We start from the raw sequence: 20,816 nt of genomic DNA on the forward strand, positions 1-20,816 counted from the left end.
GGAAAGGGGCGCCGTTCACGCGGCGCCCTTCGCCAGGCGATCGAAGGCTTGGAGGCGAGCGACCAGCGCCTCGAAATCCTTCAGCGGCACCATGTTCGGCCCGTCCGAGGGCGCGTGGTCGGGGTCGGGATGGGTCTCGATGAAGACGCCGGCGACGCCGACCGCGACCGCGGCGCGCGCCAGAACCGGCACGAACTCGCGCTGCCCGCCCGAGGAGGTGCCCTGTCCGCCTGGCTGCTGCACCGAATGGGTGGCGTCGAAGATCACCGGCGCGCCGGTCGTCTCGGCCATGATCGGCAGGGAGCGCATGTCGGTGACGAGCGTGTTGTAGCCGAACGAGACGCCGCGCTCGGTCACCAGAACGTTCGGATTGTCGCTGTCGGTAAGCTTGGCGACGACGTTCTTCATGTCCCACGGCGCGAGGAACTGGCCCTTCTTGACGTTGACCACCCGCCCGGTCGCGGCGGCGGCGATCAGAAGGTCGGTCTGGCGGCACAGGAAGGCGGGGATCTGGAGGATATCCACCGCTTCGGCGACCGGCGCGCACTGGTCGTTCTCGTGCACGTCGGTCAGCACCGGCATGCCGTAGCGCTCTCGGATCTCGGCGAAGACGGGCAGGGCGGCGTCGAGCCCCATGCCGCGCGCGCCCTTGATCGAGGTGCGGTTGGCCTTGTCGAACGAGGTCTTGAACACCACGCCGATGCCGAGCCGGCTCGTGATCTCACGGATCGCGGCGGCGCATTCGAGCGCGTGCTCGCGGCTTTCCATCTGGCAGGGGCCGGCGATCAGGGCCAGCGGCAGCGCGTTGCCGAAGCGGACGTCACCGACGGTGACGATGGGATTGGCGGACGGGCCGCTCATGTCGGGTACCTCGATGAAGGCGGGCGGGGTCAGATGACGCCGGCGCGCAGCAGGTCGTGAATGTGGAGGATGCCGACGGGCTCGCCGGCGCTGACCACGAACAGCACCGTGATCTGGAGCCGGCTCATCTGGCCGAGCGCGGAGCTGGCGAGGTCGGCCGGCGCGATGACGAGCGGCGAGTTGGTCATCACCTGCTCCACCGGGCGGGGCAGCAGGTCCGAGCTCATATGGCGGCGCAGGTCGCCGTCGGTGATGATGCCGACGAGCTGGCCGCGGGCATCGGTGACGCCGCAGCAGCCGAAGCGCTTGCCGGTGATCTCGATCAGCGCCTCGCTCATCGGGGTGCCGATCGCCACCAGCGGCAGGCTGTCGGCCTCGTGCATCAGGTCGGCGACCTTGAGCAGGCGCGCGCCGAGCTTGCCGCCGGGGTGGAAGACGCGGAAGTCCGAGGCCGAGAAGCCGCGCCGCTCCAGCAGCGCCAGCGCCAGCGCGTCGCCGAGCGCGAGCTGCATCAGCGTGGAGGTGGTGGGGGCGAGGCCGTTGGGGCACGCCTCCTCGACCTTCGGCAGCTCCAGCACCACGTCCGCCGCACGGCCGAGCGTGCTCTCGACATTGCAGGTCATGGCGAGCAGGGGGACCGCGAAGCGGCCGGCATAGTGCACCACGTCGCCGAGCTCGGCGGTCTCGCCGGACCAGGAGATGGCGAGCAGCACGTCGTCCGGCGTGACCATGCCGAGGTCGCCATGGCTCGCCTCGGCGGCGTGGAGGAACAGCGCCGGCGTGCCGGTGGAGGCGAGGGTGGCGGCGAGCTTGCGGCCGATATGCCCGCTCTTGCCCATGCCGGTGACGATGACCCGCCCGCGCGCGGCCTCGATCAGCCGGGTGGCCCGCTCGATCGCCGCGCCGAGCGGCCCGTCGACCGCCGCGCTTAGCGCCGCCAGGCCCTGCGCCTCGACGGCGAGGGTGTGCCGGACGCTGACGCGGATGGGATGCTCCTCGCGGGCCGGTTCGGTGGCGGGAAATTTCTCCGACTGAGCCATGCCCACAGCGATACTCCCTTGCTCGCCCGACGCGCAATCATTCCACCCTGAAGCAGATGAAAACGGCCGCAGAGGGGCGTCAATAAGCGTCCTCGGCCCGCGACGCAATCAGGCGGGCGGCGGAAGCGGTGGACGCCGGAGCGGGCGGGAGGCCGCCCGCGCGGCGGCTCAGCTCCGGTTGTAGACGTCCTCGATGCGGACGATGTCGTCCTCGCCGAGATAGGAGCCGGTCTGCACCTCGATCAGCTCCAGCGGGATCTTGCCGGGATTGGCGAGGCGGTGCACGCCGCCGAGCGGCAGATAGGTGGATTCGTTCTCGCGCACCTCGAACACCTTGCCGTCGAGCGTGACCTCGGCGGTGCCCTTCACGACCACCCAGTGCTCGGCGCGGTGATAGTGCTTCTGCAGCGAGAGCCGCCCGCCGGGCTCGACCACAATCTTCTTCACGTGGAAGCGCTCGCCGCGGCAGATGGTCTGGTAGGTGCCCCAGGGACGGTGCGCCTTCAGATGCTCGCTGGCGGCGTTGTGCCCGTCGCTCTTCAGCTTGGCGACCAGCGCCTTCACGTCCTGCGAGCGATGGGCCGGCATCACCAGCACGGCGTCCTCGGTGGCCACCACCGACACATCGTCGAGGCCGACCGCCGCGACCAGCGGGCCGTCCGAGTGGACGAAGGTGTTGTGGGAATCGAGCAGCGTCACCGGGCCGTGCGTCACGTTGCCGGAGGCGTCGCTCTCCGAGACGCCGCGCAGCGCGTCCCAGCTGCCGATGTCGGACCAGCGGAAGCGCCCCTCGACCACCGCGGCGCGCGAGGTGCGTTCCATCACGGCGTAGTCGATGGACTTGGCCGGCGAGGAGGCGAAGGCCCTGGCGTCGAGCCGGATGAAGCCGAGGTCCTCCACCGCCAGCTCGACCGCCTCGCGCACCGAGGCGACGATCTCCGGCTCGAAGCGCTCGGCCTCCTCGATCAGCAGGCCGGCCGGGAACAGGAAGTTGCCCGAGTTCCACAGATAGCCGTCGGCGAGGTAGCCGGTCGCGGTCTTCTGGTCCGGCTTCTCGACGAAGGCGTCGACGACGCGCGCATCCGGCTGCCCGGTCTCGCCGCCGGGCCGGATGTAGCCATAGGCGGTGCTCGGCTCGGTCGGGGTGATGCCGAAGGTGACGATGCGCCCGTCGCTGGCCGCGATCGCGGCGGTGCGGCAGGCGTCGACGAAGAGCTGCTCGTCGAGGACGATATGGTCGGCGGCGAGGGCGAGCACCAGGCAGCTCTCGCCGGCAAGGCGCTGGGCGATCATCGCGGCGGCGAGCAGGGCCGGCCCGGAATCGCGCCGCGTCGGCTCGAGCGCCACGGTGACGTCCATGCCGAGGTCGCTCGCCTGACGGCGGGCGAAGAATCGGAAGTCTTCATGCGTCAGCACGATCGGCGGCGCGAACAGGGTGCGGTCCGACACCCGCCGCAGCGTGTCCTGGTAGAGCGTGTGGTCGCCGATCAGCGCCTGGAACTGCTTGGGCAGGCTGTCGCGCGATACCGGCCACAGCCGCGTTCCGCTGCCGCCAGCGAGAATGACGGGAACGACGGGCGCGGGGCTCAACATGGACGTGATCTCCTTGGAAGGGGTGCAGAATGCCCGAAACGGACGAATTGTCCATGCCGCTGCGCAACGCCGCAGCCGCCCGGCTCGCCGTCGGCCGGCCGCGCGCGCGACGCTCCGGAACCGACGCATCTGCCCCGCGTTCTTGTCGTGGCGGCGCGAGAGACGTTGGTGTGGAGCGAAGGTAACCGATTATGAGGTCCGGGGCGGTGGACGAAGCGGGCGGAGAGGGCGCCTCCGGTGGCGCATTCCTGATCGCGGCGCAGGGGGGGCACCGTTCCACGGCCACGCCCGGCGAGCGCAACGAGCGGCTGTGGCTGCGCGTGACCCAGGTGTCGATCATCGCCGTCGCGGTCGTCATGCTCGCCGCCGCGCTGGTGGTGGCGCGGCCGGTGCTGATCCCGATCGTGGCGGCGGTCATGATCGGCAGCGTGATCGGCCCGGCAATCGAGGCCATGGCGCGGCGCGGCCTGCCGACCTGGCTCGGCACGCTAATCATCGTGGCAGCGCTGGTCGCCGGCGTGTACGGCGCGGTGATGGCGCTGACCGGGCCGGTGGCGGACTGGACCGCGCGCGGGCCGGAGATCGGCGGGATCCTGCAGGAGCGCCTCGCCGCGTTTCGTCCGCTCATCTACCGGCTGTCCTCGTTCGCCGAGTCGATCGAATCCATGGGCCGGATGGCCTCGCCGCCGATGAAGGTCGAGATCGCCGATTCCCAGCTCGTGGAGAGCATGGTCGGCCTCATCACGCCGGCGATCGGGGAGTTCATCCTGTTCGTCGGGTCGCTGATCTTCTTCCTGGCGGGCCGGAACCAGATCAAGCGGCGGGTGGTGCAGGCGATGACGCCGCGCTCGACGCGTCTGACGGCGCTGCGGGTGTTTCGCGAGATCGAGGAGCGGCTCGGCGCGTATCTGGTGACGGCGACGCTGATCAATATCGGGCTCGGCGTGGCGACCGCGCTCATGACCTTCGCGCTCGGCCTGCCCAACGCGCCGATGTGGGGCGCGCTCGCCTGTGTGCTCAACTACGTGCCCTATCTCGGACCGGCGGCGATGACGGCGATTCTCGCCATGGCGGGCATCGTGACCTTCCCCGACCTGGTGGAGGGGCTGCTGCCGGCTGCCGCCTTCCTCGCCCTGACGGGCATAGAGGGGCAGTTCCTGACGCCGATGATCGTGGGCCGCCGCGTGTCGCTCAACCCGTTCGCCGTGTTCCTTTCCATGGCGCTGTGGACATGGCTGTGGGGGCCGGTCGGCACCTTCCTCTCGGTGCCGCTGCTGATCACGGCGATGGCGCTGATGGACGCCATACTGGCGAAGCGTCGTCCACACCTTCCTGGGTGAAGCGACGAGGATGCTCACGCATCCGCTTGACACCCGTAAGTGCCTGCCTTAACACCCGCCGCACTCGACGCGAGGTCGCCACCGACCCGTCGTTGGGGGTGTAGCTCAGTTGGTTAGAGCGCCGGCCTGTCACGCCGGAGGTCGCGGGTTCGAGCCCCGTCACTCCCGCCAGTCGTTTCAACGGCTTGGCGCCGCTTCAGCACCCCTTCCGCAAGATCCGCGACATCGATCGGCCCGGCACCGTGACGGGGCTGTCCGTGCGCCGGGCGACCTGTGCGGGCGCGCCCGCTACCGGATGGTTTCCGGCGCGCAATAGGTGTCGTGGATGTTGCAGCCTTGGGCGTCGTTCTGCGCGCATTCGCTCATCGCCTTGCTCTGCGAGTCGGCGCGCGTGGCGCCGCCGCCGAGGCCGAGCCGGTTCTTATTGGTCGCGCGGGCGAGGGAAATGCACATATCGGGGCCGGCAATGGCGACGACGCAGTCGCTGGCGCCGCCGGTCTGGCACTCCGAAAGCGCCGTGGTTTTCACCGAATCCTCGGAATGGCCGGTGGCGAAGCCGACATTGCCGGTATCCTTGCTGTAGGCGGCGGCGACATAGTTCGACTGCTGGGCGGCAGCCGGTGCGGCAACGAGAATGGCGGCAGCGACGAGCGCGGTCTTCAGCTTGAACGTCATGAAATCTCCCCAGAGAAACAGCGATGAATGACGACCCCCGGCATTCAATACTACAGGGAAACGTCGGGGCTGTAACACCTTACCGCGTCAACCGCTCCCGCTCCCGGGCGGGCGCCAACGCCTCGCGTGGCCCGATATGCAGGGCGCCGGTCAGCGCCGGCTCGATCGCTTCGAGCGGTACATGGCGGCGTCGGCGGACTGGATGAGGGCGCGCACCGTGCGCCCACCCTCGGGGTGCAGCGCGATGCCGGCGCTGACGCCGATGTCGAGCGTCGTGCCGTCGGCGCGCTGGTAGGGCTGGCTCAATCGCTCGACGACCTGGCGCACGGTCGCTTCGGCGGCCGAGGCGTCGCTGAGGAAGATCGCGAACTCGTCGCCGCCGAGGCGCGCGGGGAGGTCCTCCGGCCCCAGGCATTCCTCGATGCGGCCGGCGACGGCGGAAAGCAGCCAGTCGCCGACATCGTGGCCGTAGGCGTCGTTGACGATCTTGAAGTTGTCGAGGTCGAGATAGGCGACCGCGAAGTGCGGCAGGCTCACCAGGGCGCGGGTCAGGCGCTGCTCCAGCAGCCGGCGATTGGGCAGCCCGGTCAGCGCGTCGTGTTCGGCGAGATAGGCGAGGCGGCGCTGCGCGATGGTCCGCTCGTCGATCTCGTGCTGGAGCTCGCGATTGATGGCCGCGAGGTCCGACGTGCGCGCCCGCACCCGCTGCTCCAGCTGGTCGTTGACGCGCTGCAGGTTCTCCTCGGCCTTCTTGCGTTCGGTGATGTCGACGAACAGCGCCACCACCCCAATCTTTCGCGATGGCCCGTCGGCATCGGCCGGCGACCAGAGGAAGGAGGTGATGACGTTCAGCCAGCTCACACCGTCATCGCGGTGGAAGGCGAGGTCGCGAGTGTGCTGGGTGTTCGGATCATAGATCGCGTCGAGCACGGCCTGCGCGAATGTGTCGTTGGCGGGGTTCTCGAAGAAGTAGGCCGCGAAGGGCTGGCGCAGCGTCGACCGGGCCGGCAGCCCCAGCATGCGCTCGGCCGCGGGGTTGAACGCCCGGACGGTGCCCTGAAGGTCTATGACGACCACGCCTCCCTGCATGTATGTCAGGATGCCGGTGTATATGGCGTCGGGAATGGCCATCGGGGTCCGAGAGATTCGCTCCTCGAAATACAACGAATTCGAATTATTCCTTATCCCCTGCCGGTCGCGGGCGTCCAGCCGCCACGGAGCGTCGGTGGGACCTTCGCCCAGGGAAGTTTCGGCGCGGCGCCGGCGGCGAGCGATCCGAGGAGGGCCGCCGGGTCGCGGCGCTCGTTCCGGCGAAGCGCCGGCTTGCCGGTCTCGACCGACCCGGCGCCGGGTATTGCGAATCGGGTCGTCCCGTTGGCCGATTCCGTTTGCGAACGTTGCCGATCTCTGTTTCCGGGGCGCCAGCGGCGTGTCCCGTGGTCCTCGGTATCCCCGTGGCCGACCCTCAGTCTACCCCGAAATACCGTTGCGGAACGCAGGGTTGTGCAGTGCGTTCCAAGCGGGGGTAGGGGTCATTGTTTGGCCGCGTTCGAACGCGTCTATTTCCGAGGGTCGTGACGGCGCACGGGCGGTGCAGGCACGCGAACAGCGGCTTGGCGCTCACTTAAAAGTTGCGGGGGTGACGGGCCGTGAATCACGTAATATGCACGTATCGATATATTGCGATTTCGGAAACACTCTTGATATTGCACGGCCTCGCCCTCATGCCCCCTCGCGCTGCCGGATACCGTTCGGAGCCGGCGCCGAAGCCTTCCCGCGTGACCAGTACCTCGGGTGCGACGCAGATTTTTTTACCTCCACAAGGGCAGTAGAGTTGTGGCTGAGCAGGATTATGGTGCGGATTATTTCTTGTCGCATTGTGGCATTCCCTACAATCGCGACGAGCCCCACTGGCTCCGGTTCTTTGGCAACGTCGCGCAGCGGATCGACGAGACGCTGAGCCCCAAGACTGTCTTCGACGCGGGCTGCGCCATCGGCTTCCTGGTCGAGGCGCTGCGCGCGCGCGGCATCGAGGCGTTCGGCCGCGATTTCTCGACCTACGCGATTAGCCAGGTGCCGGCCGGGCTGAAGCCCTATTGCGAATGCGCCTCCATCACCGACCCGATCGAGGGCAGCTACGACCTCGTGACCTGCATCGAGGTGCTGGAACACATGCCGCCCGAGGATGCGCGGCTGGCGGTGAAGAACCTGTGCAGCGTCGCGCCGCAGGTGCTTTTCTCCTCGAGCCCGGTCGACTTCGAGGAAGAGACCCATATCAACGTCCAGCCGCCGCTCTACTGGATGCAGCTCTTCGCCGAGGAAGGGTTCGCGCCGAGGGCGGGCTATGACGGGTCGTTCCTGTGCCCTTGGGCGATCCTGTTCGAGCGGCGCGAGCGGGCGCCGGACCCGAACGAGCTGGAGGCGCAGTCACGCCTCGTCCTGGCGCGGATCGAGATCGCCGAGCGCAACGCGGCCGCCGCCGCCGCCAAGGCGCGCGCCGCCGCGGCCGAGGCGCAGCCGGGCACCGGCTTGCCGGCGAACGGGCACGACCTCCCGCATGACGTCGACCTGTTTTCGGCGGAGATCGAGGTTCAGGAGAGCGTGCCGATCGAGGCGACGCCAGACGTGCTGGCGCAGGCCGTCGCCCGGCTGGACAGGGCGGAGACCGTCATCGGCGACCTGCGCGGTCAGGTGGTGCTGCTGCAGGCCGAGAACGCGAAGATGCATGCCGCGCTTGAAGAGCGGCAGACCCAGACGGTTCAGGGCCTGCAGAGCCAGGCGCAGGAGCTGAGCCAGTCGAAGAGGGAGCTGTCCGAGGAGCGGGCCGATATCGTCGAGCTGGACGAGCGTGTCGCGCGGCTGGAGAAGCGCGGCAGCCTGCTCCTCGACTGGGTTACGGGCCGGAAGGCGAAGCGCCGCCGCGAGCGGGCGGAAGGTGCCGCCCCCAACGGGGACGAGGCGCTGGTCGCGGCGTCGGGCCTGTTCGATGCCGACTGGTATCTCGCCCGCAACCCCGACGCGGCGGCCTATAGCGGCGGGCCGATCCGCCACTATCTCGACTACGGCGCCCGCGAGGGGCGCGATCCTAATCCCTTCTTCTCGAGCCGCTGGTACGTTGCGAGCCACCCCGAGGCCGCGGCGAGCCTGCTCAACCCGCTCGTGCACTACATAAGGTTCGGCTCCGAGGCCGGCTTGCGGCCTTCGGCCGACTTCGATCCCACCTGGTACCGCCACACATATCCGGACGCCACGGCCGCCGGGGTCGAGCCGCTGTTCCACTATCTCCATCACGGCCAAGCCGAGCGGCGGCGGCGCAACCAGATGGACCTCTCCCGCGACGTCGAGGAGGCGCTGCTCCAGGCGCTCAAGGTGCCGCAGCGGACGGACGAGCTGGTGCTGTTCGTCACCCACGCGCCGGCGGGCCGCATCAAGCCGCATGTGACAGTCTATCTCGACGCGCTGAGGGCCGCCGGCCTCGCCACAGTGCTGATCATCGTCAGTGAGCCGGAGGACCAGATCGACACCGCCCCGCTGCTGGACCGGGTCGACGGACTCTTCATCCGCGAGAATGGCGGGTTCGACTTCGCCGCCTGGGCGCATGTGGCGCGCGAGCTGGACCTGCGCGCCACGCGCCTGCTGTGCCTCGCCAATGACAGCCTGCTGGGGCCGTTCAGCGAGAAAGCGATGAAGGCGCTCCTCAGTCGCGTCTACGCCGCAGATGCGCAACTGATCGGCATGACCGACAATTTCGAGTTCAAGCATCACTTCCAGAGCTACTTCCTGGCGGCCAAGGACCGCGGGGTGGAGAAGCTCCTCGACTTCCTTTCGGAGGTGCGGTGGCTGGAGAGCAAGCACGAGGTCATCATGGCCTATGAGATTCAGGCGCTGGATGCCTTCGAGGCGGCCGGACTGAAGGGCGAGGTGCTGTTCCCCACGCGCGAGACCACCAATCGCACGATCGCCGAATGGCGCCAGCTCATCCGCGAGGGGTTCCCCTTCATCAAGATGGCGGCGCTGCAGGAATTGAGCGCCGAGGCGCGTGAGCGCGTGCTGCGCGCCAACGGCTTCGATCCCGCCATCGCGGAAGAGAGCATCGCGATCGTCGAGAGCGGCAGATCAGGCGCAGCTGCGCGGAGCGGAAGCCACGAGAGCCTCGCCGCCCTGAGTGCGACGTTGCGCCAGGAGCTGCAGAACGCGGCGGCGCAATCGAGCGCGACCGCGCTGTACGTCGCCGAACTTGAGCGCGAATTGGTGCGGGCAAGGCGCCGCCCGTGGAAGCTGGTCAAGAACAAGCTGAAGTTCAAACTGTACAAATGGCTGTCGCGTGTCTCGCGCCCGTTCTCGAGGAAGGCGGCGGCGAAGTTCGAGTTCCGCGCCCGGCGCCGCGATCCCGCGCGCGCCATGTCGGCCGGCCCGGATGCTGTGAGGGCCATCGCCCCAGTCGAAGGGCAGAAGAATGAATATGCGGGCAAGCGCGGGCATGATCCCGCGAAGCCGAACGTTCTGCTCGTCAGTCACCAGGCTAATCGCTCCGGTGCGCCGATCCTCGTCTACAGTCTCGCGCAGGATCTTTGCGAAAGGTATAACGTAATTATATTATCCCTGCTCGGAGGGGGAATCCTGGATGATTTCCGATCCGTGTCATCCGAAGTTATTGTTGCGAATTCGGGTAGTTCGAATGCAGCTGATTTCGAATCGTTACTGACGAAAATTTGTGCGGATCGCGATTTCGAATTTGCGATCGTCAATTCGATCCAGTCCCATCCGGTACTGCCCGTTCTTAGAAAGATCGGTGTCGCGTCAATCGCGCTGATACACGAGTTCGCAGCCTATGTCGGCAAGAAATCCGCGTTCGCCGAGACCATGCACTCGGCAGATGAAACTGTCTTTTCGACACGTTTGACGCTCGAAAGTGCTCTGAATTACGCGCGCGATTATACTCCTTACGAGCATGTGATCCCGCAGGGCAAATGTCACATTCCATCCGACGGATTGACGGAAGAGGAGCGCGCACTCGACCGAAGCCGCCTCTTGAACGCTATGCGGCCGAATTGCGTTCAAGAGTCGCGGTTCAACGTACTGGGTGTAGGGACGGTCGAACTGAGAAAAGGAGTTGATCTCTTTTTACAGGTGGCAGCTCAAATGGCGGCGCGGGAGACGCTGGCCAAGGACGTTCACTTCGTATGGATAGGGGCAGGGTACGATCCGGAAGGTGACACGGGTTTTTCTGCCTTCCTTCAGGATCAGATGCAGCACATGGGAATCGGCGATCGGTTGACCATTCTGCCGCCGACCTCGGAAATCGATCTCGCTTATGAATTGGCGGATGTTCTCGTCGTCACAAGCCGACTCGATCCGCTGCCGAACGTTGCCATAGACGCGCTTTGTGCTCGGATTCCCGTCTTATGCTTTGAGGGAACGACCGGCATAGCTGAAGCCCTGAAGGACGCAGGTCTGCAGGATGCCTGCGTCGCGGGCTATCTCGATACCGTCGATATGACCGAGAAGGTGTCGCGCCTCGCCGAGTCCGAGAGCCTGTACCAGCGGGTTTCCGACGTCGCGGCCGAGATCGGGCGCACGACATACGACTTCAAGCACTATGTCAGGCAAATTGAGGGGCTGGCGCTTAAGGCCAAGGCGAGGATCGACAATGTTGCGGCCGATGCCGAGGAAATACTGACGGCAGGCTTCTTTCGTGCTGATTTCTTCCGTCCGGTGATGGAGCCGCCAGGTGCTCCCCGCCAGTTGGTGAAGGACTACATCCGACGGATGGCGTGGGGCCCGCGGAAGCCGGAGCCCGGCTTCAATCCGTTCATCTATGCTCTCGCAGAGGACAGTGGTTATGAGGGCCTGAACGATCCCTATGCCGACTTCCTTCGCAAGGGGCGACCCACGGGCCCCTGGATGCTGCCGGTGTTGGAGGGAGGTAAAAGTCTCGCGAAGGCTGTGCCCGCCTCACCTCTCCGATCCGCATTGCATATTCATGCCTATTTTACCGATGGGCTGGGCGAGATCGTCGACCGCATCTCGCTCAATGCATCATTGCCTGATCTTTTCGTCAGTGTAGGAAGTACAGAGTCGATCGAGAAGGCACGCGCACTATTGGAGGGTTACGCAGGGAAGGTCGTGGCGATCGAAGAGGTGCCGAATGTGGGGCGTGATATCGGTCCGTTTCTTACCCAGTTCGGCCACCGGTTGGTCGAGGGATATGACATGGTCGGCCACGTGCATATCAAGAAGAGCGAACACGTCAAAAGCTCGGCATTCGTGCGAGCGTGGAGCCAGTTTCTGCTAGAGAATATCCTCGGTGGCGAGCTGGGGGGCAATATGCTGGACCAGATACTGCACCGCGCCCATGAGGACGAAAGAATCGGCCTGATTTATCCGGACGATCCCCATGTCATCGGCTGGACTCGAAATATGAGTCACGCCGAGCACATCGCTCGATCAATGGGTTATGATCGTCTGCCGAAGGCCATCAACTTTCCCGTAGGAACCATGTTCTGGATGCGCACTGCCGCCTTGCGTCCCTTCGTCGATTTGGGGCTGCAATGGAAGGATTACCCGCGCGAACCCCTTCCGGAAGACGGAAGCAAGCTGCACGCGCTTGAGCGCCTGTTCTCGGTAATACCGACGCAGCAAGGGTGGGGCACGCTGCTGACGAACATACGCGGCGTGACACGGTAGCCCTTTGGCGATGCGGAACCGCGCATCGTGCCTGGGCTCAGCGAGGCTCAGTACGAGTCTGGCTGTGAAAAGAGACACACGATGAAAGTGCTTGTTATCGGGGGGTGCGGTTTCATCGGCTCCCATGTCGTCGACCGGCTGCTGGCCCACGGCCATGCGGTGAAGGTGTTCGACCGGCAGATGGAACGCTTCCGCCAGCCGCTCGAGGGCGTCGAGTACGTCACCGGCAGTTTCGGGGACCGCATGGCGCTGATCGAGGCCCTCGCGGGCGTCGAGGCGGTGATGCACCTGGTGAGCACGACCTTTCCGGGCACGGCCGACCTCAGCCCGACCACCGACGTGCAGGACAATCTGATCGGCACGCTCTCGCTGCTCGACGCGATGGGCGGGCTCGGAATCAGCCGGATCCTGTTCCTGTCGTCGGGCGGGACGGTCTACGGCCTTCCCGACATCGTGCCGATCCCGGAGACGCACCCGCTTCGGCCGATCAATTCGTATGGGATCGTGAAGGCCTCGATCGAGCACTATCTCGAGATGTACCGGCGCACGCGCGGCATGTCGCCGGTGGTGATCCGGGCCTCCAATCCCTACGGGCCTCGCCAGGGCCATGCGGGCGTGCAGGGGGTGATCTCCACCTTCCTGTCACGCCTGAATGCGGGCCAGTCGATCGAGATCTGGGGCGACGGCAGCGTCGTGCGCGACTATCTGCACGTGACCGACCTCGCCGAGCTGTGCGCGCGCGCCGTCGCCAGCGAGAGGGTCGGGCCCTACAATGCTGGAAGCGGGCAGGGCACCTCCATCCGGCAGATCATCGAGATCCTCGCCGCCGTGACGGGCCAGCCGATCCAGCCCATCTACAAGCCCGGCCGGGTGATCGACGTGTCCCATTCGGTGCTCGACGTCAGCCGCGCCCGCACCGATTTCGGGTGGGAATGCGGCATGCCGCTGCTGGAGGGAATCCAGGCCACCTACGAGTGGGTCCGCCAGCAATAGGACGGCCGGCGGAAGGCGGCAGGGCGCCCGCCGGAGCTGACGTCACATCTCGGTGTCCGGCGCGCGGGCCGGGGAACGATTCGACGAAAGGTGCTTCCGGGCCTTTCCGGGCGACCTCGCGCGGGTCGGTTTCGCGTCCCGATTGTCCCCTGCGCCGCGCCCTCGCGGAGCCTCTGGGGGTCCGACGCCTGGCCTCATTCCCATACCGGCCCGCGCCTGCCTCGTATGCCCGTCACACCGCCGGTTTCGCCGGCCGTCTGCCATGCGGAAATTGGCGGTCGCCGTCATAATCGCGACGTGCGACAATGAGATGCCGCAGTGCACCGTGGTCCCGCAACGTTATGTCGGGGGGACTGCCAGCAAGCTGTGAATTCTGTATACCACGCAGACGCGAAAGGCCCACCGATGCCCTTGCCTCGCTTGGGGCGGTGAGATAAGCCTGCCCTCATGCTTTGAATAATTCGCGACTAGCGGCTGTGCCGCGTGGCGCGCCTCACGGGGGAGGAGGAAGGTCAATGAGCAGCCTGCTCCAGGATTACCTGCCCGTCGTTATCTTCATCGGCGTTTCCGCTGTCATCGGCCTCGCGCTTCTGGTGGCACCGTTCCTGGTGGCCTACAGCCGCCCCGACCCCGAAAAGATGTCGGCCTATGAATGCGGCTTCAATGCGTTCGATGACGCGCGCATGAAGTTCGACGTCCGCTTCTACCTGGTGTCCATCCTCTTCATCATCTTCGACCTCGAGGTCGCCTTCCTGTTCCCGTGGGCGATCACCTTCGGGGATCTCGGCGATTTCGGCTTCTGGTCGATGATGATCTTCCTCGGCGTGCTGACCGTCGGCTTCGTATATGAATGGAAGAAGGGAGCGCTCGAATGGGATTGACCGCCAACAGCCCGCTCGTTGCTCCGGCGGCCAAGGGGATCATCGACCCGTCGACCGGCAGGCCGGTCGGCGCCAATGACCCGTTCTTCGTCGAGGTGAACGCGGAGCTCGCCGACAAGGGCTTCCTCGTCACCGCTACGGACGAGCTCATCAACTGGGCGCGTACCGGCTCGCTGATGTGGATGACCTTCGGCCTCGCCTGCTGCGCGGTCGAGATGATGCAGGTGTCGATGCCGCGCTACGACGTGGAGCGCTTCGGCTTCGCCCCGCGCGCGAGCCCGCGCCAGTCGGACGTGATGATCGTGGCCGGCACGCTCACCAACAAGATGGCCCCGGCGCTGCGCAAGGTCTACGACCAGATGCCCGAGCCGCGCTACGTCATCTCGATGGGCTCGTGCGCCAATGGCGGCGGCTACTATCACTATTCCTACTCGGTGGTTCGCGGCTGCGACCGCATCGTGCCGGTCGACATCTACGTGCCGGGCTGCCCGCCGACGGCCGAGGCGCTGCTCTACGGGGTGCTTCTGCTGCAGAAGAAGATCCGCCGCACGGGCACCATCGAACGCTGACGCCGGCCTCAACGGAAGGCAGACACGGGAACGACATGGACGAGACGCTGAAAGAGCTGGGCGCACATGTGAAGGAAGCGCTCGCCGACGCTGTCGAGGAGGTGATCGTCGCCTATGGCGAACTGACCCTCGTCGCGTCCGCCGGCGACATCATCAAGGTCCTGACCTTCCTGCGCGACGACCCGTCCTGCCGCTTCGTCAGCTTCATCGACATCTGCGGCGTCGACTGGCCGAAGCGCGAGCGCCGCTTCGACGTGGTCTACCATCTGCTCTCGCCGACCCTAAATGCGCGGGTGCGGGTGCGGGTCGAGGCCGACGAGACGACGCCCGTTCCCTCGGCCACGCCGGTGTTCGCCGGCGCGCTCTGGTTCGAGCGCGAGGCCTACGACATGTACGGCGTCCTGTTCTCCGGCCATCCGGAGCTGCGCCGCCTGCTGACTGACTACGGCTTCGACGGCTATCCGCTGCGCAAGGACTTCCCGACCACCGGCTTCGTCGAGGTCCGCTATGACGACGAGCGCAAGCGCGTGGTCTACGAGCCGGTGAAGCTCGCGCAGGAGTTCCGCAACTTCGACTTCCTGTCGCCCTGGGAGGGGCCCGAATACGTGCTCCCCGGCGACGAGAAGGCCAGCGGCCCGAAGGCGGGCTGAGGTGAGGTCAGATCGATGAACGCACCCACCAAGGTCGACCCGAACGTCCGCAACTTCCAGATCAACTTCGGTCCGCAACATCCTGCTGCGCATGGCGTTTTGCGTCTCGTGCTGGAGCTGGACGGCGAGGTCGTGGAACGTGTCGATCCGCATATCGGGCTGCTGCACCGCGGCACCGAGAAGCTGATCGAGACCAAGACCTACACGCAGGCTGTGCCCTATTTCGACCGGCTCGACTATGTCGCGCCGATGAATCAGGAGCACGCCTTCTGCCTCGCCATCGAGCGCCTGCTCGACCTCGAGGTGCCCAAGCGCGGCCAGCTCATCCGCGTGCTGTATTCCGAGATCGGGCGCATTCTCTCCCACCTGCTCAACGTGACGACGCAGGCGATGGACGTCGGCGCGCTCACCCCGCCGCTGTGGGGCTTCGAGGAGCGCGAGAAGCTCATGGTGTTCTATGAGCGCGCCTCCGGCTCGCGCATGCACGCGGCCTATTTCCGGCCGGGCGGGGTGCACCAGGACCTGCCGCGCAAGCTGGTCGAGGACATCCTCGATTTCATCCCCCACTTCCTGAAGGTCTGCGACGACCTCGAGGGGCTGCTGACCGACAACCGCATCTTCAAGCAGCGCAATGTCGACATCGGCATCGTCAGCCTGGAGGACGCCTTCGCCTGGGGTTTCTCCGGCGTGATGGTGCGCGGCTCGGGCGCGGCGTGGGATCTGCGCAAGGCGCAGCCCTACGAATGCTATGACGAGATGGAATTCGACATTCCGATCGGCAAGAACTGCGACAACTACGACCGCTACTGCATCCGCATGGAAGAGATGCGCCAGTCCGCGCACATCATGCGCCAGTGCTGCGAGCGCCTGCTGAAGGAAGCGGGCCCCGTCTCGGCGGTGGACCACAAGATCGTGCCGCCCAAGCGTGGCGAGATGAAGCGCTCGATGGAGGCGCTCATCCATCACTTCAAGCTCTACACGGAAGGCTTCCATGTGCCGGCCGGCGAGGTCTACTCGGCGGTGGAGGCCCCCAAGGGCGAGTTCGGCGTCTACCTGGTGTCTGACGGCACCAACAAGCCCTATCGCTGCAAGATCCGCGCGCCCGGCTTTGCGCATCTTCAGTCAATGGATTTCCTGTGCCGCGGCTACATGCTTGCGGACGTCTCGGCGATCCTCGGATCGCTGGACATCGTGTTCGGAGAAGTGGACCGCTGACCCGGAAGGGTCCGGCGGTCTGATCGGAAGGGTACGGAATGTCTGTCCGTAGGCTTGCGCCAAAAGAGGTTCAGCCCGAGAGCTTTGTGTTCACGGACGAGAATCTTGCCTGGGCCGAGAAGACCATCGCGAAATATCCGCCCGGCCGGCAGGCCAGCGCGGTGATACCCCTGCTCATGCGTGCTCAGGAGCAGGCCGGCGGCTGGGTGTCCGAGCCGGCCATGCGCTATGTGGGCGACATGCTGGGCATGGCGCCGATCCGCGTCTACGAGATCGCGACCTTCTATACCCAGTTCCAGCTCCAGCCGGTCGGCCGGAAGGCGCATGTCCAGGTGTGCGGCACCACGCCCTGCATGCTGATGGGCGCGGGCGAGCTGATGAAGGTCTGCAAGAAGCGGATCAACGCCGAGCCGTTCCACCTCTCCGCGGATGGCGACTTCTCTTGGGAAGAGGTCGAGTGCGCGGGCACCTGCACCAACGCGCCGATGATCCAGGTGTGGAAGGACGTCTACGAAGACCTGACGCCGGAGGATCTGGAGAAGATCCTCGACGCGTTCGAGCGCGGCGAGAAGCCGACGCCCGGCCCGCAGAACGGGCGCAAGACCTGCGAGCCCGTCACCGGGCTGCGCGTCCTGACCTCGCCGGAGCTCTATGACGGCTCGATGGTCGGTGCCGGCGCCGGGCTGGCGCTCGCCCGCGAGGCGATCGCGGCGCGCGAGAACGGGGAGGCGGCTCCTTCCGCCCCGCCGGCAGCGGCCGCCGCCGCGGCGCCTCCGCCGCCGCCCAAGGGCGACCCGGCCCCCGCCAAGCCCCCGCCGGCCAAGGCGGTCGAGGCGGCGGGCGAGGCCGACAGCGAGAAGCCGAAGAAGCCCGTGGCGCCGCCGCCCGGCACCAAGGCGGATTGAGGAGCGAACCATGCTTGCCGACAAGGATCGCATCTTCACCAATATCTACGGCTTCCACGACTGGGGGCTGCAGGGCGCGCTCAAGCGCGGCTCCTGGGATGGCACCAAGACCATTCTCGACGCCGGCCGCGACTGGATCATCGACCACATGAAAGCTTCGGGCCTGCGCGGGCGTGGCGGCGCCGGCTTCCCGACCGGGCTGAAATGGTCGTTCATGCCCAAGCAGTCGGACGGGCGCCCGCACTATCTCGTCGTCAACGCGGACGAATCCGAGCCCGGCACCTGCAAGGACCGGGAGATCATGCGGCACGATCCGCATCATCTGGTCGAGGGCTGCCTCGTCGCCGGCTTCGCCATGGGCGCGCACGCCGCCTACATCTATGTGCGCGGCGAGTTCATCGTCGAGCGCGAGCACCTGCAGGCGGCGGTCGACCAGGCCTATGAAGCGCGCCTGATCGGCAAGAACAACGTCCATGGCTGGGACTTCGACATCTACGTCCACCACGGCGCCGGCGCCTATATCTGCGGCGAGGAGACGGCGCTGCTGGAGAGCCTGGAAGGCAAGAAGGGCCAGCCGCGCCTGAAGCCGCCGTTCCCGGCCAATGTGGGCCTTTATGGCTGCCCGACCACGGTGAACAACGTCGAGTCGATCGCGGTCGCGCCGACCATCCTGCGGCGCGGGGCGGCGTGGTTCTCGGCCATCGGCCGGCCGAACAATGTCGGCACCAAGCTCTACGGCATCTCCGGCCACGTGAACACGCCGTGCATCGTCGAAGAGGCGATGAGCATCCCGTTCAAGGAGCTGATCGAGAAGCATGGCGGCGGCGTGCGCGGCGGCTGGGACAACCTGCTGGCGGTCATCCCCGGCGGCGCGTCCTGCCCGATCATCCCGGCCGACCAGTGCGAGGAACTGATCATGGACTTCGACGGCTGCCGCGCCGTGAAGTCCAGCCTCGGCACCGCCGGCGTGCTGGTGATGGACAAGACCACCGACGTCATCAAGGCGATCTCCCGCATCTCCTACTTCTTCCGCCACGAGAGCTGCGGCCAGTGCACGCCGTGCCGCGAGGGCACGGGCTGGATGTGGCGGGTGATGGACCGCATGGTCGAGGGCCGCGCGCAGAAGCGCGAGATCGACCTGCTGCTGCAGGTGACGACGCAGGTCGAAGGGCACACCATCTGCGCGCTGGGCGATGCGGCGGCCTGGCCGATCCAGGGTCTCATCCGGCATTTCCGGCCGGAGATCGAGAAGCGGATCGACCAGTATTCGGCGAACCCGCATTCCGACCCCGTTCCGGTCGCGGCGGAGTGAGAGAGCATCATGGCAAAGATCATCGTTGACGACATCGAGCTTGATGTTCCGCCGGAGTACACGCTGCTCCAGGCTTGCGAGGCGGCCGGCGCGGAGATTCCGCGCTTCTGCTTCCACGAGCGTCTGTCGATCGCGGGCAATTGCCGCATGTGCCTGGTCGAGGTGAAGGGCGGTCCGCCCAAGCCGACGGCGAGCTGCGCCATGAACGTGCGCGACCTGCGCCCCGGCCCGAACGGCGAGCCGCCCGTGGTGCTCACCAAGAGCCCCATGGTGAAGAAGGCGCGCGAGGGGGTGATGGAGTTCCTGCTCATCAACCACCCGCTGGATTGCCCGATCTGCGACCAGGGCGGCGAGTGCGACCTGCAGGACCAGGCCATGGCCTATGGCGTGGACACCTCCCGCTACGCCGAGAACAAGCGCGCGGTCGAGGACAAGTATATCGGCCCGCTGATCAAGACCTCCATGACGCGCTGCATCCAGTGCACGCGCTGCGTGCGCTTCACCACGGAAGTGGCGGGCGTGGCCGAGCTCGGCGCCATCGGGCGCGGCGAGGACATGGAGATCACCACCTATCTCGAGGCGGCGATGTCCTCGGAACTGCAGGGCAATGTCGCGGACCTCTGCCCGGTCGGCGCGCTGACCCAGCGCCCCTATGCGTTCCACGCCCGTCCGTGGGAGCTGGTGAAGACCGAATCCATCGACGTGATGGACGCGGTCGGCTCCAACATCCGCGTCGACACCCGCGGGCGCGAGGTGATGCGCGTGCTGCCGCGCCTAAACGAGGACGTGAACGAGGAGTGGATCTCCGACAAGACCCGCTACATCTGGGACGGCCTGAAGACCCAGCGCCTCGACCGCCCCTATGTGCGCGTCGGCGGCCGGCTGAAGCCGGCGAGCTGGCCGGAGGCCTTCGCCGCGATCGCCGCGAAGATGAAGGGCGTGCCCGGCAACCGGATCGGCGGGCTGGTGGGAGATCTCGCCTCGGTCGAGGAGGCGTTCGCGCTCAAGTCGCTGCTGACCGCCCTCGGCTCGGCCAATATCGACTGCCGCCAGGACGGGACCAAGCTCGATCCCGCGCTGGGGCGCGCCTCCTACCTGTTCAACCCGACCATCGCCGGCATCGAGCAGGCGGACGCGCTGCTGATCATCGGCGCAGATCCGCGCCGCGAGGCGAGCGTGCTGAACGCGCGCATCCGCAAGCGCTGGCTGGCCGGCAATTTCCCGATCGGCCTCGTCGGCGAGCATGTCGACCTGACCTATCCCTATGACTATCTCGGCGCCGGCCCGGATACGCTGACCGACCTGGTCGGCGACGGCACCTTCGCCACCACGCTCAAGAACGCGCAGCGCCCGCTGGTGCTGATCGGGCAGGGCGCCCTGTCGCGGCCGGACGGTGCGGCGGTCCTCGCGCTTGCGGCCCGGCTCGCCGTGTCGGTCGGCGCGGTGAAGGACGGCTGGGACGGCTTCGGCGTGCTGCACACCGCGGCGGCCCGCGTCGGCGCGCTCGATGTCGGCGCCGTGCCGGGCGAGGGCGGTCTCGATGCCGTCGCCATGACCAATCCGGGCGGGGTCGACGTGCTGTTCGCGCTGGGCGCGGACGAGATCGACATCGCGCCGGGCGCCTTCGTGGTCTATCTCGGCACCCATGGCGACCGCGGTGCTCACCGCGCCGACGTCATCCTGCCGGGCGCGGCCTACACGGAGAAGTCCGGCACCTATGTGAACACGGAAGGCCGGGCCCAGCTCGCCAACCGCGCGGCGTTCCCGCCGGGCGAGGCGCGCGAGGACTGGGCGGTGCTGCGCGCGCTGTCCGACGTGCTCGGCCAGCGCCTGCCGTTCGACAATCTGACGGAGCTGCGCACCAGGCTCTACGCGGCGTTCCCGCACCTTGCCCGGCTTGATCATGTCGAGCCGGCCGGCCAGGCGGCGATCGTCGCGCTGGCGGGGCTGGGCGGCACGCCGGAGCGGGCGCCGTTCCGCGCCGCCGTCACCGAATTCTATCTCACCAACCCGATCGCCCGCGCCTCGGCGGTGATGGCCGAGTGCTCGGCGCTCGCCCATAGCCGCCTCGCGGCGGCGGCCGAGTGAGGGGGAG

At 66.9% G+C, this 20,816-nt stretch carries 15 protein-coding genes and 1 tRNA gene; 11 read left to right on the top strand and 5 right to left on the bottom strand.

The window, feature by feature from the left end:
* Positions 1-15: 15 nt before the first annotated feature.
* The 3 genes from kdsA to NVS83_RS23200 all read right to left on the bottom strand — a co-directional run bounded on the left by kdsA (position 16) and on the right by NVS83_RS23200 (position 3,494).
* Entirely contained in the window at positions 16-861 is an 846-nt protein-coding gene (gene kdsA, locus NVS83_RS23190; protein WP_258741671.1) for a 3-deoxy-8-phosphooctulonate synthase, read from the bottom strand.
* 29 nt (positions 862-890) lie between these two features.
* Entirely contained in the window at positions 891-1,901 is a 1,011-nt protein-coding gene (locus tag NVS83_RS23195; protein ID WP_374114630.1) for a KpsF/GutQ family sugar-phosphate isomerase, read from the bottom strand.
* Positions 1,902-2,069: 168 nt separating this feature from the next.
* Positions 2,070-3,494 carry a mannose-1-phosphate guanylyltransferase/mannose-6-phosphate isomerase gene (locus tag NVS83_RS23200; protein ID WP_258741673.1) on the bottom strand — a complete coding sequence of 475 codons (1,425 nt, stop codon included), beginning with the start codon at positions 3,492-3,494 and terminating at the stop codon, positions 2,070-2,072.
* A gap of 206 nt (positions 3,495-3,700) precedes the next feature.
* Between NVS83_RS23200 and NVS83_RS23205 the strand changes: the two genes are divergently transcribed.
* A complete protein-coding gene (locus NVS83_RS23205; protein ID WP_258741674.1) occupies positions 3,701-4,834 on the top strand; it encodes an AI-2E family transporter in 1,134 nt (377 codons plus the stop codon).
* Positions 4,835-4,928: 94 nt separating this feature from the next.
* Positions 4,929-5,005, top strand: a tRNA-Asp gene (locus NVS83_RS23210).
* Positions 5,006-5,122: 117 nt separating this feature from the next.
* Here the strand turns inward: NVS83_RS23210 and NVS83_RS23215 are convergent.
* Positions 5,123-5,509 carry a DUF4189 domain-containing protein gene (locus NVS83_RS23215; RefSeq protein WP_258741675.1) on the bottom strand — a complete coding sequence of 129 codons (387 nt, stop codon included), beginning with the start codon at positions 5,507-5,509 and terminating at the stop codon, positions 5,123-5,125.
* A 150-nt stretch (positions 5,510-5,659) separates the two neighbouring features.
* Complete coding sequence (locus NVS83_RS23220) at positions 5,660-6,640, bottom strand: diguanylate cyclase domain-containing protein (protein ID WP_258741683.1); 981 nt, start codon at positions 6,638-6,640, stop codon at positions 5,660-5,662.
* 705 nt (positions 6,641-7,345) lie between these two features.
* Here NVS83_RS23220 and NVS83_RS23225 point away from each other — a divergent pair.
* From NVS83_RS23225 to nuoG, 9 genes are all read left to right on the top strand, one after another.
* Positions 7,346-12,196 (top strand): rhamnan synthesis F family protein, encoded by a 4,851-nt coding sequence (locus tag NVS83_RS23225; RefSeq protein ID WP_258741684.1) that lies wholly within the window; start codon positions 7,346-7,348, stop codon positions 12,194-12,196.
* Between the two features lie 81 nt (positions 12,197-12,277).
* Positions 12,278-13,189: an NAD-dependent epimerase/dehydratase family protein gene (locus tag NVS83_RS23230; RefSeq protein ID WP_258741687.1), complete on the top strand. Its 912-nt coding sequence runs from the start codon at positions 12,278-12,280 to the stop codon at positions 13,187-13,189.
* 515 nt (positions 13,190-13,704) lie between these two features.
* On the top strand, positions 13,705-14,070 hold the full coding sequence (locus NVS83_RS23235; protein WP_258734985.1) for an NADH-quinone oxidoreductase subunit A: 366 nt from the start codon (positions 13,705-13,707) through the stop codon (positions 14,068-14,070).
* A complete protein-coding gene (locus NVS83_RS23240; protein WP_258734984.1) occupies positions 14,061-14,639 on the top strand; it encodes a NuoB/complex I 20 kDa subunit family protein in 579 nt (192 codons plus the stop codon). The genes NVS83_RS23235 and NVS83_RS23240 overlap by 10 nt, the downstream gene beginning before the upstream one ends.
* 35 nt (positions 14,640-14,674) lie before the next feature.
* Positions 14,675-15,289, top strand: coding sequence for an NADH-quinone oxidoreductase subunit C (locus NVS83_RS23245; protein WP_258734983.1), 615 nt, complete (start codon positions 14,675-14,677; stop codon positions 15,287-15,289).
* 15 nt (positions 15,290-15,304) lie between these two features.
* Positions 15,305-16,504, top strand: a complete 1,200-nt coding sequence (locus NVS83_RS23250) for an NADH-quinone oxidoreductase subunit D (protein WP_258741690.1) — start codon at positions 15,305-15,307, stop codon at positions 16,502-16,504.
* 38 nt (positions 16,505-16,542) lie between these two features.
* Positions 16,543-17,409, top strand: coding sequence for an NADH-quinone oxidoreductase subunit NuoE (gene nuoE, locus NVS83_RS23255; protein ID WP_258741692.1), 867 nt, complete (start codon positions 16,543-16,545; stop codon positions 17,407-17,409).
* Positions 17,410-17,419: 10 nt separating this feature from the next.
* A complete protein-coding gene (nuoF, locus tag NVS83_RS23260; RefSeq protein ID WP_258734980.1) occupies positions 17,420-18,721 on the top strand; it encodes an NADH-quinone oxidoreductase subunit NuoF in 1,302 nt (433 codons plus the stop codon).
* A gap of 9 nt (positions 18,722-18,730) precedes the next feature.
* Positions 18,731-20,809, top strand: a complete 2,079-nt coding sequence (gene nuoG / locus NVS83_RS23265) for an NADH-quinone oxidoreductase subunit NuoG (RefSeq protein ID WP_258741693.1) — start codon at positions 18,731-18,733, stop codon at positions 20,807-20,809.
* The last annotated feature ends 7 nt before the right edge of the window (positions 20,810-20,816 follow it).

Source organism: Ancylobacter mangrovi (genome assembly GCF_024752335.1).
GTDB lineage: Bacteria > Pseudomonadota > Alphaproteobacteria > Rhizobiales > Xanthobacteraceae > Ancylobacter > Ancylobacter mangrovi.

What these genes read in the sequence shown, in the direction of transcription:
- kdsA (WP_258741671.1), bottom strand. Translation starts at nt 861, where the DNA reads ATGAGCGGCCCGTCCGCCAATCCCATCGTCACCGTCGGTGACGTCCGC.
- NVS83_RS23195 (WP_374114630.1), bottom strand. Translation starts at nt 1,901, where the DNA reads ATGGCTCAGTCGGAGAAATTTCCCGCCACCGAACCGGCCCGCGAGGAG.
- NVS83_RS23200 (WP_258741673.1), bottom strand. Translation starts at nt 3,494, where the DNA reads ATGTTGAGCCCCGCGCCCGTCGTTCCCGTCATTCTCGCTGGCGGCAGC.
- NVS83_RS23215 (WP_258741675.1), bottom strand. Translation starts at nt 5,509, where the DNA reads ATGACGTTCAAGCTGAAGACCGCGCTCGTCGCTGCCGCCATTCTCGTT.
- NVS83_RS23220 (WP_258741683.1), bottom strand. Translation starts at nt 6,640, where the DNA reads ATGGCCATTCCCGACGCCATATACACCGGCATCCTGACATACATGCAG.
- NVS83_RS23230 (WP_258741687.1), top strand. Translation starts at nt 12,278, where the DNA reads ATGAAAGTGCTTGTTATCGGGGGGTGCGGTTTCATCGGCTCCCATGTC.
- NVS83_RS23235 (WP_258734985.1), top strand. Translation starts at nt 13,705, where the DNA reads ATGAGCAGCCTGCTCCAGGATTACCTGCCCGTCGTTATCTTCATCGGC.
- NVS83_RS23240 (WP_258734984.1), top strand. Translation starts at nt 14,061, where the DNA reads ATGGGATTGACCGCCAACAGCCCGCTCGTTGCTCCGGCGGCCAAGGGG.
- NVS83_RS23245 (WP_258734983.1), top strand. Translation starts at nt 14,675, where the DNA reads ATGGACGAGACGCTGAAAGAGCTGGGCGCACATGTGAAGGAAGCGCTC.
- NVS83_RS23250 (WP_258741690.1), top strand. Translation starts at nt 15,305, where the DNA reads ATGAACGCACCCACCAAGGTCGACCCGAACGTCCGCAACTTCCAGATC.
- nuoE (WP_258741692.1), top strand. Translation starts at nt 16,543, where the DNA reads ATGTCTGTCCGTAGGCTTGCGCCAAAAGAGGTTCAGCCCGAGAGCTTT.
- nuoF (WP_258734980.1), top strand. Translation starts at nt 17,420, where the DNA reads ATGCTTGCCGACAAGGATCGCATCTTCACCAATATCTACGGCTTCCAC.
- nuoG (WP_258741693.1), top strand. Translation starts at nt 18,731, where the DNA reads ATGGCAAAGATCATCGTTGACGACATCGAGCTTGATGTTCCGCCGGAG.